The organism is Bartonella sp. B17 (assembly GCF_053795755.1).
The window spans coordinates 386,482-401,122 of record NZ_CP200032.1; the positions used below are offsets into that span (position 1 = coordinate 386,482).

Sequence of the window (14,641 nt, forward strand, 5' to 3'; positions counted from 1 at the left end):
GTTATGACCATCACCCAAGTATGGGATCGCCATAGTATTTTAGCCGAGCTACGCCGTCGGAATATGACCTTAGCGGAACTCGCAAAAGCTTACAAAATACCGTCTTCCAGTGTCCAACACATTTGGAAACGGTCTAATGAGAAAGCTGAACGTGCTATTGCCGATTTTATCGGCTTGCCCGTTGAGCAAATTTTTGCCGACCGCTACCCCAAAAGTCGCAATCGCATTTTCAAAGCAGCAAAACATTCCAACACAGATTCCATAGCCCATTCCACATTGCGTAATAACGCTGCTTAAAATTGGTTACAAGGATGTGTGGTTCAAACGCATTTCCTATAACCTTTAGATACCATAAGACAAAAAGGTTTATCAATGTCTAAAGATCAATACAAAATAGATAAGAAAAATTGGTGTTCTGCAAAAGATAAGATCCTCAACCCTTACTCAGAAGTTGAGCGATTAGAAACGATGCTTGCTTGCTGTTATAAGGTTGTGCAAAGCAGTTTTCGCCATTTACCTGTACGCTATATTATTGACCCGCCACATCATTTGTTTGATGCAATGTTAGCACGGCAGATTGCCATTCATCTTTTCCATTATCAGTTTGGGGTGCCACGGCGGCGTATTGTGGCACTACAAGAGCGGCAACGGACCTCTATTTCTTTATCTCTCCAAGTCATTAATCGCCGTTTAGCAGAGCCTGTTTTTGCTAAAGCTTATCACAAATGGGCAAAGCGCGTGAAGGATTTGTTTTTACAAGAGATCAGAAAGGCGGCAGCGTAATGGCACAGTTTCAAACCCTTAATCTTGATCTTATTGTTGTGCCAGATCGTATTCGCCCTGTGGATGATGAGCATGCCAAGGCCATTGCGCAATCGATGGCGCGAGAGGGGCTGATGAATCCGATTACTGTCCGTCACACCCCCAACGCTAAAGGGGGCAATTATACCCTTATTGCTGGTGCGCATCGCTTACGCGCTGCTAAGATTTTAGATTACGATCAAATTGACGCCATTGTGGTGCAGGCTGATAAAGAGAATGCTGCACTCTTAGAGGTTGCGGAGAATCTTTTTCGCAATGAGTTATCGGTGATAGACCGTGCATTGTTTGTCCAGACTTACCGTGAATTATGGGAAAAGAAGTATGGAGAGATTCAACGTGGCGGTGACCACGGTAATCAATATACAAAGGACAAAGTGGCAAAGGGGCAAGTTGCCCCTTTGCCAAAGGATGGTGCAGATTTAGAGCAATTAGTGCAACTTGCACCTATTGCTCAAATAGAGGGGGAAGATGGCAAGAGGAGAACTTTATCTTTTGCTAAACATGTGGCGGATCGCATTGGTTTCTCTCAAGATGTTGTAAAACGGCTTAACCGCATTGCCCTGCATTTACAGCCAGAATTGCGGTCTATTTTGCGTGGTACGACGTTGGCAGATAATCAAGCACAATTGCTAAAGTTGGCGAAGATGGAACCTTCAGCCCAACGGAAAGTGGCGGTTGCTTTACAACAGGTTGAGGGTGATTTACGGCGGGCTTTTGATTTGGTCAATGGCATTAATACGCCGCCTCACATCAATGAGCAGGAACGGATTTTTACGCAATTATTAGGCATTTGGCAAAGAGCGGATGCTCAGACACGTGCACGTTTTTGTGATTATCTTGATGGGCAGTCGGTAGAGGTGCACGCATGAAAGCGCCCAATCCGCAACAGCTTGATTTTTTTCAAAAGCCGGTTTTTCCTTGTCGCGAGCCGGTTGCCCAGATTGATTTAGAGCGATTTCGCTCACGCATGAAACGTGCGATGGCTAAAGCTTTGCGTGAATGCCCGTTTGAACGGAGTGTGATTGCTGAGCGCATGGCCCATTATTTGGGGATTGGCTGTTTAAGCAAGGCGAGTTTGGATGCTTATGTTGCTGAAAGTAAGCAGGTGGATATTTCTTTACCACGCTTTAAGGCTTTTGTTCGCGCTACGGGAGCGTTTTGGCTGTGGGATGAGGTTGTGAGTGAAGATGGTTTGTTATTATTGCAAGGTGATGAAGCCCGGTTAGCAGAGATTGCGAGGCTCCAGCAAGAGCAACGGGAGATTGCCGCGCAGTTAAAAGCCATGCGTGCTACGCCTGTGAAGATTAAGCGGGGGCAGTTATGAAGGAATGGTTTAGCATTGCAGAATTGGCTGCATTAGCCCTGCCAGAGTTGCCATCTACATATAAAAGTCTTGAAAATCATGGCCGTACATACTGGCGAAAGAATTCAGCTTTTTCAAGGAAAGTAGGGAGCAAAACCAAGCCGGTTTGGGAATACCACATCTCTTTATTGCCTGAGAGAGCTCGAGTGGCATTGTTGATCCAGCAAGGTGAGATGAGCGTTTCTTCAACAACGGAACAAAATGCGCAAAAAGAAGACATTTGGGTGCGCTATGAGGGACTTTCGAAGGCACATAAAAGCCGCTGTGAAGAGCGTTTGAAGGCGCTTTGTTTTATGGATGATTTAATCACAGCTGGTGTAGGTGTGCATGATGCGGCAACCAGCACTGGGGTCAAATTTGGCATAAGCCGCAGGTCACTTTTTAATTGGCGTGAGAGGATAGAAGGTTATGGTCGCAGTGATTGGTTGGCAGCATTAGCACCCACTTGCGGTGAGGATAATTCTTCACAGTTTGCAGTCTGTCATGAGGCAGCTTGGGAGGTTTTATGTTCGGATTATTTACGTTCTTCTAAGCCGGCTTTTTCGGTCTGTTATCGGCGGATGGTTGCGGTTGCACAAGAAAAAGGTTGGGTGCCCATTCCTTCTGAGCGGGCTTTACGGCGTCGTTTTAACAAAGAAATTTCAAAAGCGGTTGTGACATTAGCGCGTGATGGTGAAGAAAAGGCAAAGAAACTGTATCCTGCCCAACGACGTGATCGCTCGAGCCTTCATGCTCTGCAAGCAGTGAATATGGATGGGCATAAATTAGATGTTTTTGTTCAAGTTCCTTGGGCAGAAAAAGCTGTTCGACTTTATTTGATAGCCATTCAAGATCTTTATTCGGGTAAGATTTTATCGTGGCGTTTGTCAGATGCTGAGACTTGGGAAATTGTTCGTTTGGTTATTGGTGATATGGTTTCTGCTTATGGAATACCAGAGCGTATGACCTTGGATAATGGTCGCGCCTTTACCAGCAAATGGATTTCGGGGGGGTGTGCAAAACCGTTTTCGCTTTAAAATTAAACCAGATGATCCGCAAGGTCTTTTGACAACATTGGGTGTTCAACTGCAATGGACAACGCCTTATAGCGGGCAATCCAAGCCAATTGAGCGAGCGTGGCGTGATTTAGCTGAAGCTATTTCCAAACATCCTTTCTGTGCGGGTGCTTATACGGGAAATAAACCTGATGCTAAGCCTGAGGATTATGGGCGGCGTGCGATAGGGTTTGAGGAATTCAAAGGGCATGTTGAAACACAAATTGTAAGGCATAATGCGCAAAAGGGGCGCAAAGCGGTCAATTGTGCGGGGCGGAGTTTTGATGTCACATTTGAAGAAAGTTTACAGGCCGATGGCACGATTATACGTCAAGCGACAGAAGCACAACGGGCTTTATGGCTTTTGACATCAGAGGCACTTCGCACGCAAAAAGGGACGGGGGAGATTCATTTTTATGGCAATCGTTATTGGTCGCAGGCACTTAATCAGCATGCGGGTCAAAAAGTGATTGTCCGTTTTGATCCAGATAATTTGCATCAGGATTTGCGGGTTTATGACCTGAAGAACCGTTTAATTTGTATTGCGTCTTGTCTTTCTGATGTTGGTTTTTACGATCAGCAGGCAGCCCGTTTAAATGGACGCTTGCGCAAAGAGTATGTGAAGGCTGTTAAAGCAGAAAAACAGCTGGCTGCTAAACTTGCTCCCGATCAGCTTGCAGATGTTTATCGTCAGGTTGAACGAAAGGACGATGATTTAAAGGTTGTGCCTAAAATAAAGCCAAAGGTTAGCCGATTGGTTCAAAGCAATGTGGGCAATTTAGCGGTTAAAGTGAATGATGAGGCTTTAGAGACAGAAGAATTTAGCCATCACTTACATCAAGCTTTAAGGCGGCTTTCATCGCAAAGCGAGAAGCCGGAAGTAATCAAGTTTCCCAGACGATAGGAAAGGAGAAGAGCAGGGGATTTTAGAGAGAGCCGATGAGTATTGCGTACGGCTGGAGAGTAACCAGAAAAACAAGAAAAAAGGGACAGGTTTGCAGCCCTGCCCTTTCAACGTCTAAAATCAATAGAGGGGATTATAGATGACGTACGCAAAAAATGCAACAGTTGAAAAAACATCTTGGGCGCGACCCAAAAATCAGCCTAGTGAATCAGCTCAGAATCGTAATAGTGACGATATTGCACTATGGAATGAGCTTGTTGATGCGGTTCAAGCATTGGCTCTTACGAATGATTGGTCAAAAGCGGAAGTAGCGCGGCGCATTGGTATGCCTGATGGTACATTTTCGCAATGGTATTCTGGCAATTATGCAGGACAATTGGGCAAGCAAAATGCGAAGGTTCAACAATGGGTGGATGCTTTAAAAGAGACGGCAGGGCTTTTGGAACTGATTCCTGAAAAGCCAGCGTTTAAGAAAAACCGTATTGCCAATGAAATTATCGACACTTTAACGCTTGCTCAAAGCACGGGTGATATGGTGATGATTACACTTGATGCAGGCAATGGTAAGACGGAAACTTGCCGCTATTATCGTGCCACCCGTCCCCATGTTTATTTGGTAACAGCAAGTCCACATACACGCAGTGTTCATGGTATTTTGAACGATATGGCAGCGGAATTGGATGTAATAGAATATAATCCAACGCGCTTAACACGTGCCATTGGCAAAAAATTAGAGCGTGTGGGAGGCGGTACATTACTGATTGTTGATGAAGCGCAAAATTTAACCGATGAAGCGATTAATCAGCTGCGTCATTTTGTTGATATTAATGGCACTGGTTTGGCTTTAGTTGGAAATGATGAAATTTCAGGGCGTTTAGTCCATCGTCAAAATGGCCCATCTTATGCACAAATTAAAAGCCGTTTAGCAATGCATCTTAAACGCCGTAAGCCCTATAGTGAAGATATTGCAGCACGTATTTGTGATTGGGGAATTGAAGATACAGCAGCCATAAAGTTTCTCACAGGGATTGGCTTAAAGGCTGGAGCTTTTCGTCAGATTGACAAAACCATGATGTTGGCACGTATGGCAGCCCTTGGTGATGGGAGTGATGTGATGCTTAAACATGTCAAAGCTGCATGGAAAAACCGCGATGTGGAGGAATTGGCATGACCCCCATAAGCAATAAAGAATTATCCGATACACTTGCTGGTCTTTATGACGATTATAAGCGCGGCTTTGATATTGGAGAGCAGCTTAAGTTGTGCGTAGATTTGGTTTTATCGCTTGAGTTGGAACTGAGTATTTACCGTTTAAGTGAGGCCGATGCGGTTTTAGAACGGGAAGTCACAAAAGCTTTACCTCGTTGTAAAGTTCCCCATTCCAAAACGGACGAGATTGATACAGTGATTTATATGGATTTTGGAGGACGTAAAGAATGAAAAATGATCCTTATATGGTTGGAGATTGCTTGACGGCTTTGCGTTCTGCTTTGCGCAAACATGAAACAAAAGGTCTTTTTCTGAGCGTGAAAGATATACAAGAATTAAATGAATATTTGCGTCGATTGGTGAGACATAATCGCGTTTTAGGTCATGAACTTTTGCGGTGTCGTTGGCAACTAAAAGCTGGATATACAAGCCTATCAAGCACTGTTTTGCCTTTTCGCCGTTTTCAGGAAAACAAGGAAAAAACTTATGATGAATAAACAGATTGAACTTGAAGGTACGCATTATATGAAAGATGCAAAAGGAGCTTTGGTGCCAGTCGATATGATCCGTCCTGCGGATTTGTTGGAAGATGAAACGGTGCGAAAAATTATGACTTTTGCTAAAGATTTGTCGGCACAAATTGCTCGTTTTAATAGCCATACAATTACAGATTTAAGTGATTTTGATAACCTTCTTGCGCAAGAGTACGGCGTTCAACGACGTGGCAAAAAGGGCAATTGTACTTACACGAGTTTTGATGGTTTACAACGCATTAGAGTACAAGTGCAGGAAACTGTTGATTTTGGTCCGCAGTTGCAAATTGCCAAAAATCTTCTTGATGAATGTTTAAATGAATGGGCAGCTGATGCGCGTCCTGAAATTCGGGCTATTATCACTCGTGCTTTTAATACTGATAAAGAAGGTAAAGTGAATCGGAGTGAAGTTTTTATGCTGTTACGTTTGGATATTGGTGATCCACGATGGCAGGAAGCCATGCGTGCTATCCGTGAAGCCATCCGTGTTACCACAAGCAAAGAATATGTACGTTTTTATGAGCGCGACACATTGGAAAGTCCTTGGCGCCCTATAACCATTGATATGGCAAGGACGTGAGGAAATTGTGCAATGTCTTTCGCGGTTCTTCATATGGGAAAACGGGCTTTAGGTTTGGATGATGCGACCTATCGGGCGATGTTATTTCGCCTGACGGGGAAGCAATCAGCAAAAGATTTGAGCCCTTCAGATTATCGCTTAGTTGTCAATGAAATGAAAGCACATGGCTTTCAGCCCAAGGTCAGGTTGTTAGAGGGTAGATATGCCAAAAAGCTTCAGGCGTTATGGATTGCTGGATGGAACCTTGGCATAATCCGTGATCGTTCAGACAAGGCTTTGATTGCTTTTGTGAAAAGGCAAACAGGAATTGATCATATTCGTTTTTTGCAAAATGCAGATGATGCAATGAGAGCTATTGAGGCGTTAAAAAGTTGGTTGAGCCGTGAAGGTGGAGTTGACTGGACACAAAAAAGCACACAAAATTCATGGCAAAAAATGCCAAGATATCTCATTTTGTGTGCACAATGGAAACGCATAAACCCTGATGCTGTATTTGATTTGGAGACCTTTCATCAAGCAATTATAGCCCTTAGCCATAAATCCCTTGCAATGATGGATTCCTACGATTTCATGAAAGTAATGAATGCTTGGGGTAGGGAGATACGCAAAAGAAGTTAAAACAAGGAATAACCATTTATGCAGGGTAAGTCTTATTACCATTTGCCCCTTATTATACGTGAAATAACCAATGTCGCTGGCATCGAGGCGGCGTGGAATATGGTGCGGGCTTTTGGTGGAAGACAAGTTTATATTCCTGGTCGTATTGAAAATGCTGAATGGTTGATTGAAATTGTTGGATTTGAGGAAGCTGTCCAATTAATCAATCATTTTTGTTGTAATGGTGCAGGTATGCGCCTTCTTATTCCCCTTTGTAAAAATGTATTACGGCGACAAAAAATGCTGAAAGCGCTCCAAAAAGGTTGGTCTGTAGATGACGCTGCTGCTGTTTCTGGCATGCACGTGCGCACGGCTCATCGCTTAAGGAAAAAAATGCTTTCTTCAAGTTCACAAGCTTTAGATCCACAAGGGTCATTATTTCCAGAGCTTCAGGAATATTGAACGTAAAGATCTTTTACTGACAATGTCAGACTTATATCCTTAGGGAGAAAACCAATAAATTGAGAATGGATTTTAATTCATTCAATGGTTTGTTATGGTTTCAATAGATGTTTCTTTTCTCTACAATCTTGTGCCTGCATTTACACATCATGCGCACCAAGAGTATATTATTACTGAAATGGCACAAACGCTGCCTGATGGTTTTTCTTATGCTGATATAACGACACCATTACGCGCTGCGCATTTTTTAAGCCAATGTGCCCATGAAAGTGATGGCTTTTTGACTTTATGCGAGTATGCATCTGGACGCGCTTATGAGGGGCGGAAGGATTTAGGTAATATTAAACCCGGTGATGGTGTGCGCTTTAAGGGGCGTGGTCTTATTCAATTAACAGGGCGGAACAATTATCGCCGTTTTACAGAATTTTGGCGTTTAGCGGATGCCCAAGCGTTTGATTGTGAAACTTTCCCAGAAGCAGTAGAAGAATTCCCTGCAGCTCTTTGGTCTGCCATTTGGTTTTGGCATACCAAACGCTTGAATAAGTTGGCAGATAAAGATGATATTGTGGGAATTACCAAAGCGATTAATGGTGGCAAAAATCATCTTGCTCAACGAATAACTTATTTAAACCGAGCAAAAAAACTTTTGGGGCTTAAAATTGGATGCGAGGTGAAGGTATGAGACCCTCTTATCGCGGTTCCAAAAACTACTTATGGTGGTCATTTTGGTTTGCTTGGATTGTTGTTTTTTCATTGATTGCAGGTAGTTTGCGGGGTGTACCGCACATCGTTGATATGGCAACCATTGCTATTCCCTCGATGGTGGCCATTATCGTTGGTAATTTAAGTGTGCATCGCGGTTTTGGCTCTTTAGATTTTTTTAACACTAAGCGTTCTGGTACAGGCAAGAGCCAAAAACAGGGGACGATAGCGGTTGGTCTACGGAGTGGTAAGCGCAATGCCTAGTCCAGTTTTAAAATTATCGTTTAAGATACTTTTTGTTACGATTACGGTTTTAGCGGCATTTATTTTTATAAAAAGTGAAATTTTAAAAGCAGAAAAAGCCCGTGATCTGTATTGGCAGTTTGAAATTGCCAAGGCATCGGCAAAAGCACAGCTTGAACAAAATCGACAAAGACAAGTAGCGCAAGCAGCTGAGCGTCGTGCACAAACGGCGATTTCAGCCTTGGAGCAAGAGCTTATAAAAATGGAGAAAGAAAATGTGGTATTGCCAATTACTCCTTGTGGTATTGGGGTTGAGCGTGTGCGCTTGCTCAACACCCAAGCTAGTCAATAATCTTTCTTATCACTATTTATCTGTTGAAGTTCCCCCTTCCGCTCAAGTGGCTTGTCTCCCCCCGCATTTATTGCCAGAGCGTGATTTAAATGCACAGGAAGTGGTGCGTTATTGGAGTCGTGATCGTGCCGCTTTATTGGTCTGCGAAAAGCGTCGAAATGCCGTGGTCAAAGCGGTTTTAAGAGGTAGGGGGTAAAGAGGATGAATCTAGATATAAGCGTTGCGAATGGTTGGTTGTCGTTGCTTTTATCGATTGCTGCGATTTTAGGCGTTTTGAAAGCTTATTTTTCTTCCGGTGCTAAAGAAATGCTGAAAGAAATCATTGTCCTTAAAGAACGTGTACAAAAGTTAGAAACAGAGATGGATTTTTTACCTGATCGCGATGCGATGCAAAGGTTGGAAGTGAATATGGAACGCTTGAATGGTCGTCTTAATACCCTTTCTGCACAGTTGCAACCAGTAGCGGCGATTGGAGAGCGTTTGCAAGAATTTTTACTGGAGAATGCAAAAAAATGAAAGCAGATATGGATAAGATCATCCGTGAAGAAGCACGACTGATTATTTTAAAAGGGCTTTTTTGTGAACGCAGTGAAACCTTATCAAGTGCGATGATTGAGCGGCTTTTATATAGTTATGGCATTAGGCGTGATCGTGATTTTGTGCATAATGAATTAACGTGGATGGAAGATCAAGGGGCTGTTACGCTCAGGCAAGTAGGCTCAGTTTTGATTGCAGCTTTAACGGAACGTGGGGCGCGTCATTTAGACCGTAGCTTTTCTATTGAAGGTATTAAACGCCCAAAACGCTCATCAAGAAGATACGAGGTGAAGGATGCGCAGGGTCGGACGTGGGCGTTTAACAGCGATTGATTTATTACCCCAAGCGTGTGATCAAATTATTGCTGAAGCTGCTGAGGCTTTAAATGGGCGTGAAAAGACGCAAATGGCTATTTATGGTGAGTTTAAAGCGGCTTTAACGTCTTTAAAAAAAGAAACGGGTTTAACATTTTCTATCCCTTCTTTTTCAAGTTTTAATCGTTATTCTTTGCGCTTAGCTGTAATGTCACGGCGTTTAGAACAGACAAGAGAAATTGCGGCCAGCCTTTCCCAGCGTTTTGATGCGAAAGCTTCTGACAATATCACTTTATTGGCGGCGGCAGCCATTAAGGAGCTTATTTTTTCTACTTTAAGCAGTGGTAAAAGCCTTTCGCCAAAAGCTGCACAAGAGTTGGCCAATGCCTTAAAAGGGGTGTTAGCAGCGGAGCATTTGTCAACCACTAGACGGCAAAAATTGGAAAAAGATTTTGCTACCCAAGCAAGTAAAGCAGTTGATGTGGCAGCGGCAACGGTGGGTCTTTCCAAAGAAAAGGCGCGTGCTATTCGTGAGCAAGTGTTGGGAATAAAAAATGCCTGAGCAGTTTTCCTCGAAGAATCATCCTGCTGATTATCATGGCACCTTTGACACTTGGCAGACAAGTGCTTTTCCTCAAGAACAAGATCCTTTAGCTGAGGGCGTTTTGATGGCGCATCAACGCGCATGGATTGAAGATAAATCACCGCTAAAGTTGGTTGAAAAAGGTCGGCGCACCGGAATGACTTTTGCGGAAGCTTTGGATGATACGCTCATTGCCGCAGCTACGCGTGAGGCAGGTGGTGATAATGTTTTTTACATTGGAGATACCAAAGAAAAGGGTCGTGAATTTATTGGCTATGTGAGCAACTTTGCCAAAGCAATCACCAACAATTCTGGTGATGTGGAGGAGTTTTTATTTTCAGATCAAAAAGCGGATGGTTCAACCAAATATATCTCTGCTTACCGTGTACGTTTTGCTTCAGGTTTTCGGATTGAAGCTCTCTCTAGCCGTCCTGAAAATATTCGTGGATTACAGGGCATTGTGGTGGTTGATGAGGCAGCATTTCACCAAGATGTACGGGCTGTTTTGGATGCGGTTAATGCTTTGCTGATTTGGGGAGGAAAGATCCGTGTTATCTCAACACACAATGGCGTGTTAAATCCTTTCAATGAATTAATAGGTGAGGCACGAGCGGGTAAAGTTCCTTTTTCGGTACATTGTTATCCTTTTGTTGAAGCCGTTAAAAATGGCTTGTTTAAACGGGTTTGTGCCATAAAGGGAGATGTGTGGAGTGCTGCTGCTGAACAAAAATGGGAGCAGAAAATCCGTGCTTCTTATGGGGTGCGTTTGGCTGCGATGCATCAAGAATTGGATGCAATCCCAGCAGATCAGGAAGGGGCAGCTTTAACGCGCTTACAGATTGAAAATTGTTGCGCGCCAGATATTGCGGTGATGCGTTGGGCTTGTGTAGATCATTTTAAAAATCAATCAGATTCTCAGCGTAGTCAAGCAGCTCGTACATGGTGTGAAGGGCATTTAAAGCCCCTTAATGCTCTCCTTGATCGACGGCGTCAACATGCTTTTGGTGTTGATTTTGCTCGTTCTGGAGACGCAACATCGATTGTTGTTTTGGAAATTGGGCAGGATTTGGTGCGTCGTGTACGGTTTATAGTGGAATTACGCAATACGCCGTTTGATCAACAAAGAGAGATTTTGTTTTATGTGGTTAATGGTTTACCGCGTTTGTTGGGTGGCGCTTTAGATGCACGTGGTAATGGGGCTTATTTAGCTGAAAAAGCCGCGCAGCGTTATGGTGCTTGCGTACAGGAAGTTCAATTGTCGCAAAGTTGGTATGGTAAAGAAATGCCTGCCTATTTAGAGGCTTTTAGTGATGGCACCATTGTTTTGCCGCGCGATAGCGATATTGTCGCCGATCATCAGGCACTTGCTTATGTCAATGGTATTATAAAAATTCCCGATAACCATCGTTTTAAAGGCAGTGATGGTTTTATGCGCCATGGTGATAGCGCTATTGCTTGTGCTTTGGCTTATTTTGCTAGCCGTCAAACCTCTGAGATTTATGGTTATACGCCTGTAACGGCAGCTTATAGTTGGAATGAAAGCCCCTTATTTTTAAAAACAAGACCAAAGATATATTGATGGGATGATGATATGGCAAAACTTGTAGATCAATGGGGTAGAGCGCTTAACATTAAAGGATTAGAGCGTGAAGTGGCAGCTCCTACCATTGGCGGTCTTCGTGATGTGTGGTCACAAACTATTGTGAGTGGTCTAACGCCTGTTCAACTTGCTGATATTTTACAACAAGCAGCCCAAGGGTATCCAGAACAATTTTTCCAGCTTGCTGATGATATGGAAGAGCGTGATTTGCACTATCGTGCTGTCCTTGGTATGCGTAAAAATGCTCTCACAGGGGTTGAACCTAGCGTGATTGCAGCAAGCAATAGTGTTGTAGACAAAAAAATTGCTGATGCTGTTCGGGAAGTGATTACCGCTCCTACTTTTGTCGATGATTATGTGACAGATTTATTAGACGCTCTAGGGAAAGGTTATGCGATTGTTGAAACTTTGTGGGATAAAAGTGCTAAAGAATGGTGGCCTATTGCTTGGAAATGGCGTGATCAGCGATTTTTTCAGTTGGATCGACGTGACGGTTTTGGTTTACGCTTAAAAGAAGAGGCTGATCAAAATGGAGGGAAGCTTCCTGCTTATAAATTTTCTATTCACCGACCAAAATTGAAAAGTGGTTTGCCAATCCGCACGGGGCTTGCACGGCTTGCGGCGTGGGCTTTTTTATTTAAATCTTATACGTTGAAAGATTGGATGGCATTTTTAGAAGTTTACGGTATGCCTTTGCGCGTGGGAAAATATGGAGCAAGCTCTTCTCTAGAGGAGAGGCGGGTTTTAATTCAAGCGGTGTGCGATCTCTCCAGTGATGCGGCAGCTATTATCCCAAAAGAAATGGAGATTGAATTTGTTGAAGCCGCAGGAGGCAGTGGCAATGCCGTTTTTGCAGCTAAGGCTGAATATCTAGATAGGCAAATTTCTAAGGGCGTTTTGGGACAAACAATGACAACGGATGATGGTGCGTCTTTTTCTCAAGCACGCATTCATGAAAATGTGCGTCATGATATTGCTCGCGCTGACGCTCGCCAATTGGCATTGACTGCTAACCGTGATTTGATCGTGCCCTTTGTTGATATTAACTTTGGTTGCCAAGAACGCTACCCTCTTGTTTATTGGCCAATTTCTGAAAATGAAGATATCAAAGCTATTAGCGATGCTTTAGAAAAACTTGTTCCCCTTGGATTATCTGTTGGTACTCAAGAAGTGCGTAATAAAATTGGCTTTTCGCAACCAACAAAAGAGGAAGATGTTTTAAAGGCTCCTGAGAGTGCTTCTTATAATGAGACAAGACAAGAGGATGTTGCGGTAAAACAGAAGACGCCTCTTTGTATCGATTGTGGGGGTGTTGTTGATATTTCTGTGACAAGAAAAGAGCAGGGTGGGGAAGATAAGGGCGGTGAGAGCTCTTATGATGAATTGGAGCAGCTTTCTCAAGTGGCTTTAAGTGACTGGGAAGAAGATTTAGAACCCCTTTTAGAGCCCTTTAAAAAGCTTGTGAGAGAGGCTAAAAGTTATGAGGATATCCTCAAAGGATTAGATGAATTGCTTGGCGAAATGGATCATTACGCTTTAGCAAGTCGGTTGGCAAAAGTGCAAATGATTGCGCGTGGACTTGGGCATCATGGCTGAGGAACTTTTTAAAACTGCTCCCAAAGAGGTCACGCGTTATTTTGAAGCCAAGGCACTTGTTCCAAGCTTTGATTGGCGTGATGTGGCACCAGAAGAACATGCTTTTTCCTTTACGGTGGCAAAATCGGTGGGTTATGACATTTTGGATGACTTAAAAACAGCTGTTGGCGAGGCAATAAAACAGCAACTTCCTTTGCAGGACTTTCAAAAAAATCTGATGCCGATTTTACAGGAAAAGGGTTGGTGGGGTAAAAAATTAGCTATTGATCCGAAAACTGGTGAAAAGAGCGTGGTGCAATTGGGGTGTCCACGACGCTTAGAGACGATCTATTGGGCCAATACCATGAGTGCGCATGCGGCAGGCGAGTGGGAGCGTACGCAAAATAATAAAGAATTTTTGCCCTATCTTACCTATGCTTTATCGAGTTCAGAGCATAAACGCTTAGAACATGAACGCTGGGTTGGTTTTACTGCGCCTGTTGACGATCCAGTTTGGGATTGGCTTTATCCTCCTAATGGTTGGCGGTGTAAATGTAGTGTGCGACAGATAAGCCGTTATGAGGCAGAGAATTTAGGATATGAGGAGGATGCACCGCCACCTCATGTAGAAAAGCGAGATTGGCGCAATAAACGAACAGGAAAAACTGAAAGAATCCCAGAGGGTATTGACCCTGGTTGGCACTCCAATCCTGGGAAGCACCGAGCGCAAAATTTAAGTACTTTTTTGAGCGATAAAATTTCAACCATGGCGAAAAATCGCCAACGCATTGCCATTGAAGATATTGTCGGCTCACCTCTTTTGGCAGCAATGTTTGAAGAGCGCCTGCCGCATGGGTTTATTCCCATTGCACCGATGACGCAAAAAGTACGGGAAGTTTTTGCAGCGGAAAGTTCGCTTGTTCGTTTATCATCGGAGAGTGTGAAACATATCTTATTGGATCATCAAGCCCGTGATCTTACACTTGATGATTTTCGTGCTGCCATTAAAACACTCACATCTCCCTATGGCATTATAAGACGAAAAAATACGCAGGGAATTATCTTTTTTGGTGAAAGTAACGGTATATGGTGGCGTTCTGCGGTTAAATGGGTGGCTAGCAAGCAAGAATGGTGGCTTACATCGTTGCATAAAAAAAAGCTCAAGGAAATTGAGCGATTATTAGATGCCGCCGAAAAAAAAGACGAACGATTATTATAGAGATACAAAAAC

The 14,641-nt window shown here is 43.5% G+C and carries 20 protein-coding genes and 1 pseudogene; all 21 read left to right on the forward strand.

Annotation, left to right across the window (positions count from 1 at the left end; genetic code table 11):
- The first annotated feature begins 3 nt into the window (after positions 1-3).
- The 21 genes and pseudogenes from V4B18_RS01730 to V4B18_RS01830 all read left to right on the forward strand — a co-directional run bounded on the left by V4B18_RS01730 (position 4) and on the right by V4B18_RS01830 (position 14,629).
- A complete protein-coding gene (locus V4B18_RS01730; RefSeq protein ID WP_455476137.1) occupies positions 4-297 on the forward strand; it encodes a helix-turn-helix domain-containing protein in 294 nt (97 codons plus the stop codon).
- A gap of 75 nt (positions 298-372) precedes the next feature.
- The gene (locus V4B18_RS01735) at positions 373-783 is read left to right on the forward strand and encodes a hypothetical protein (protein WP_455476138.1); all 411 of its coding nucleotides are present in this window, start codon (positions 373-375) and stop codon (positions 781-783) included.
- Positions 783-1,691 (forward strand): ParB/RepB/Spo0J family partition protein, encoded by a 909-nt coding sequence (locus V4B18_RS01740; RefSeq protein ID WP_455476139.1) that lies wholly within the window; start codon positions 783-785, stop codon positions 1,689-1,691. Before V4B18_RS01735 ends, V4B18_RS01740 begins: the two co-directional genes overlap by 1 nt.
- Positions 1,688-2,146 (forward strand): hypothetical protein, encoded by a 459-nt coding sequence (locus V4B18_RS01745; RefSeq protein WP_455476140.1) that lies wholly within the window; start codon positions 1,688-1,690, stop codon positions 2,144-2,146. Before V4B18_RS01740 ends, V4B18_RS01745 begins: the two co-directional genes overlap by 4 nt.
- Positions 2,143-4,123 (forward strand): annotated as a pseudogene (locus V4B18_RS01750) (transposase domain-containing protein). The gene V4B18_RS01745 and the pseudogene V4B18_RS01750 overlap by 4 nt, the downstream one beginning before the upstream one ends.
- A 139-nt stretch (positions 4,124-4,262) precedes the next feature.
- Positions 4,263-5,294 (forward strand): AAA family ATPase, encoded by a 1,032-nt coding sequence (locus V4B18_RS01755; protein WP_455476141.1) that lies wholly within the window; start codon positions 4,263-4,265, stop codon positions 5,292-5,294.
- Positions 5,291-5,563 (forward strand): hypothetical protein, encoded by a 273-nt coding sequence (locus V4B18_RS01760; RefSeq protein WP_455476142.1) that lies wholly within the window; start codon positions 5,291-5,293, stop codon positions 5,561-5,563. The genes V4B18_RS01755 and V4B18_RS01760 overlap by 4 nt, the downstream gene beginning before the upstream one ends.
- On the forward strand, positions 5,560-5,829 hold the full coding sequence (locus tag V4B18_RS01765) for a hypothetical protein (RefSeq protein ID WP_455476143.1): 270 nt from the start codon (positions 5,560-5,562) through the stop codon (positions 5,827-5,829). The genes V4B18_RS01760 and V4B18_RS01765 overlap by 4 nt, the downstream gene beginning before the upstream one ends.
- The gene (locus tag V4B18_RS01770; RefSeq protein WP_455476502.1) at positions 5,822-6,445 is read left to right on the forward strand and encodes a DUF3164 family protein; all 624 of its coding nucleotides are present in this window, start codon (positions 5,822-5,824) and stop codon (positions 6,443-6,445) included. The genes V4B18_RS01765 and V4B18_RS01770 overlap by 8 nt, the downstream gene beginning before the upstream one ends.
- 12 nt (positions 6,446-6,457) lie before the next feature.
- The gene (locus tag V4B18_RS01775; RefSeq protein ID WP_455476144.1) at positions 6,458-7,063 is read left to right on the forward strand and encodes a regulatory protein GemA; all 606 of its coding nucleotides are present in this window, start codon (positions 6,458-6,460) and stop codon (positions 7,061-7,063) included.
- Positions 7,064-7,081: 18 nt separating this feature from the next.
- Positions 7,082-7,504 carry a helix-turn-helix domain-containing protein gene (locus V4B18_RS01780; RefSeq protein WP_455476145.1) on the forward strand — a complete coding sequence of 141 codons (423 nt, stop codon included), beginning with the start codon at positions 7,082-7,084 and terminating at the stop codon, positions 7,502-7,504.
- A 94-nt stretch (positions 7,505-7,598) separates the two neighbouring features.
- Positions 7,599-8,186 carry a glycoside hydrolase family 19 protein gene (locus V4B18_RS01785; RefSeq protein WP_455476146.1) on the forward strand — a complete coding sequence of 196 codons (588 nt, stop codon included), beginning with the start codon at positions 7,599-7,601 and terminating at the stop codon, positions 8,184-8,186.
- The gene (locus tag V4B18_RS01790; RefSeq protein WP_455476147.1) at positions 8,183-8,470 is read left to right on the forward strand and encodes a hypothetical protein; all 288 of its coding nucleotides are present in this window, start codon (positions 8,183-8,185) and stop codon (positions 8,468-8,470) included. The genes V4B18_RS01785 and V4B18_RS01790 overlap by 4 nt, the downstream gene beginning before the upstream one ends.
- Positions 8,463-8,801, forward strand: coding sequence for a hypothetical protein (locus V4B18_RS01795; RefSeq protein ID WP_455476148.1), 339 nt, complete (start codon positions 8,463-8,465; stop codon positions 8,799-8,801). Before V4B18_RS01790 ends, V4B18_RS01795 begins: the two co-directional genes overlap by 8 nt.
- Positions 8,767-8,997: a hypothetical protein gene (locus tag V4B18_RS01800; protein ID WP_455476149.1), complete on the forward strand. Its 231-nt coding sequence runs from the start codon at positions 8,767-8,769 to the stop codon at positions 8,995-8,997. The genes V4B18_RS01795 and V4B18_RS01800 overlap by 35 nt, the downstream gene beginning before the upstream one ends.
- Before the next feature lie 5 nt (positions 8,998-9,002).
- The gene (locus tag V4B18_RS01805; protein ID WP_455476150.1) at positions 9,003-9,317 is read left to right on the forward strand and encodes a DUF2730 family protein; all 315 of its coding nucleotides are present in this window, start codon (positions 9,003-9,005) and stop codon (positions 9,315-9,317) included.
- A complete protein-coding gene (locus tag V4B18_RS01810) occupies positions 9,314-9,670 on the forward strand; it encodes a VpaChn25_0724 family phage protein (RefSeq protein WP_455476151.1) in 357 nt (118 codons plus the stop codon). Before V4B18_RS01805 ends, V4B18_RS01810 begins: the two co-directional genes overlap by 4 nt.
- A complete protein-coding gene (locus V4B18_RS01815) occupies positions 9,633-10,214 on the forward strand; it encodes a phage protein Gp27 family protein (protein ID WP_455476152.1) in 582 nt (193 codons plus the stop codon). The genes V4B18_RS01810 and V4B18_RS01815 overlap by 38 nt, the downstream gene beginning before the upstream one ends.
- Positions 10,207-11,814 (forward strand): hypothetical protein, encoded by a 1,608-nt coding sequence (locus V4B18_RS01820; protein WP_455476153.1) that lies wholly within the window; start codon positions 10,207-10,209, stop codon positions 11,812-11,814. Before V4B18_RS01815 ends, V4B18_RS01820 begins: the two co-directional genes overlap by 8 nt.
- Before the next feature lie 12 nt (positions 11,815-11,826).
- Positions 11,827-13,431, forward strand: coding sequence for a DUF935 domain-containing protein (locus tag V4B18_RS01825; protein ID WP_455476154.1), 1,605 nt, complete (start codon positions 11,827-11,829; stop codon positions 13,429-13,431).
- Positions 13,424-14,629: a phage head morphogenesis protein gene (locus tag V4B18_RS01830; protein ID WP_455476155.1), complete on the forward strand. Its 1,206-nt coding sequence runs from the start codon at positions 13,424-13,426 to the stop codon at positions 14,627-14,629. Before V4B18_RS01825 ends, V4B18_RS01830 begins: the two co-directional genes overlap by 8 nt.
- Positions 14,630-14,641 lie beyond the last annotated feature (12 nt).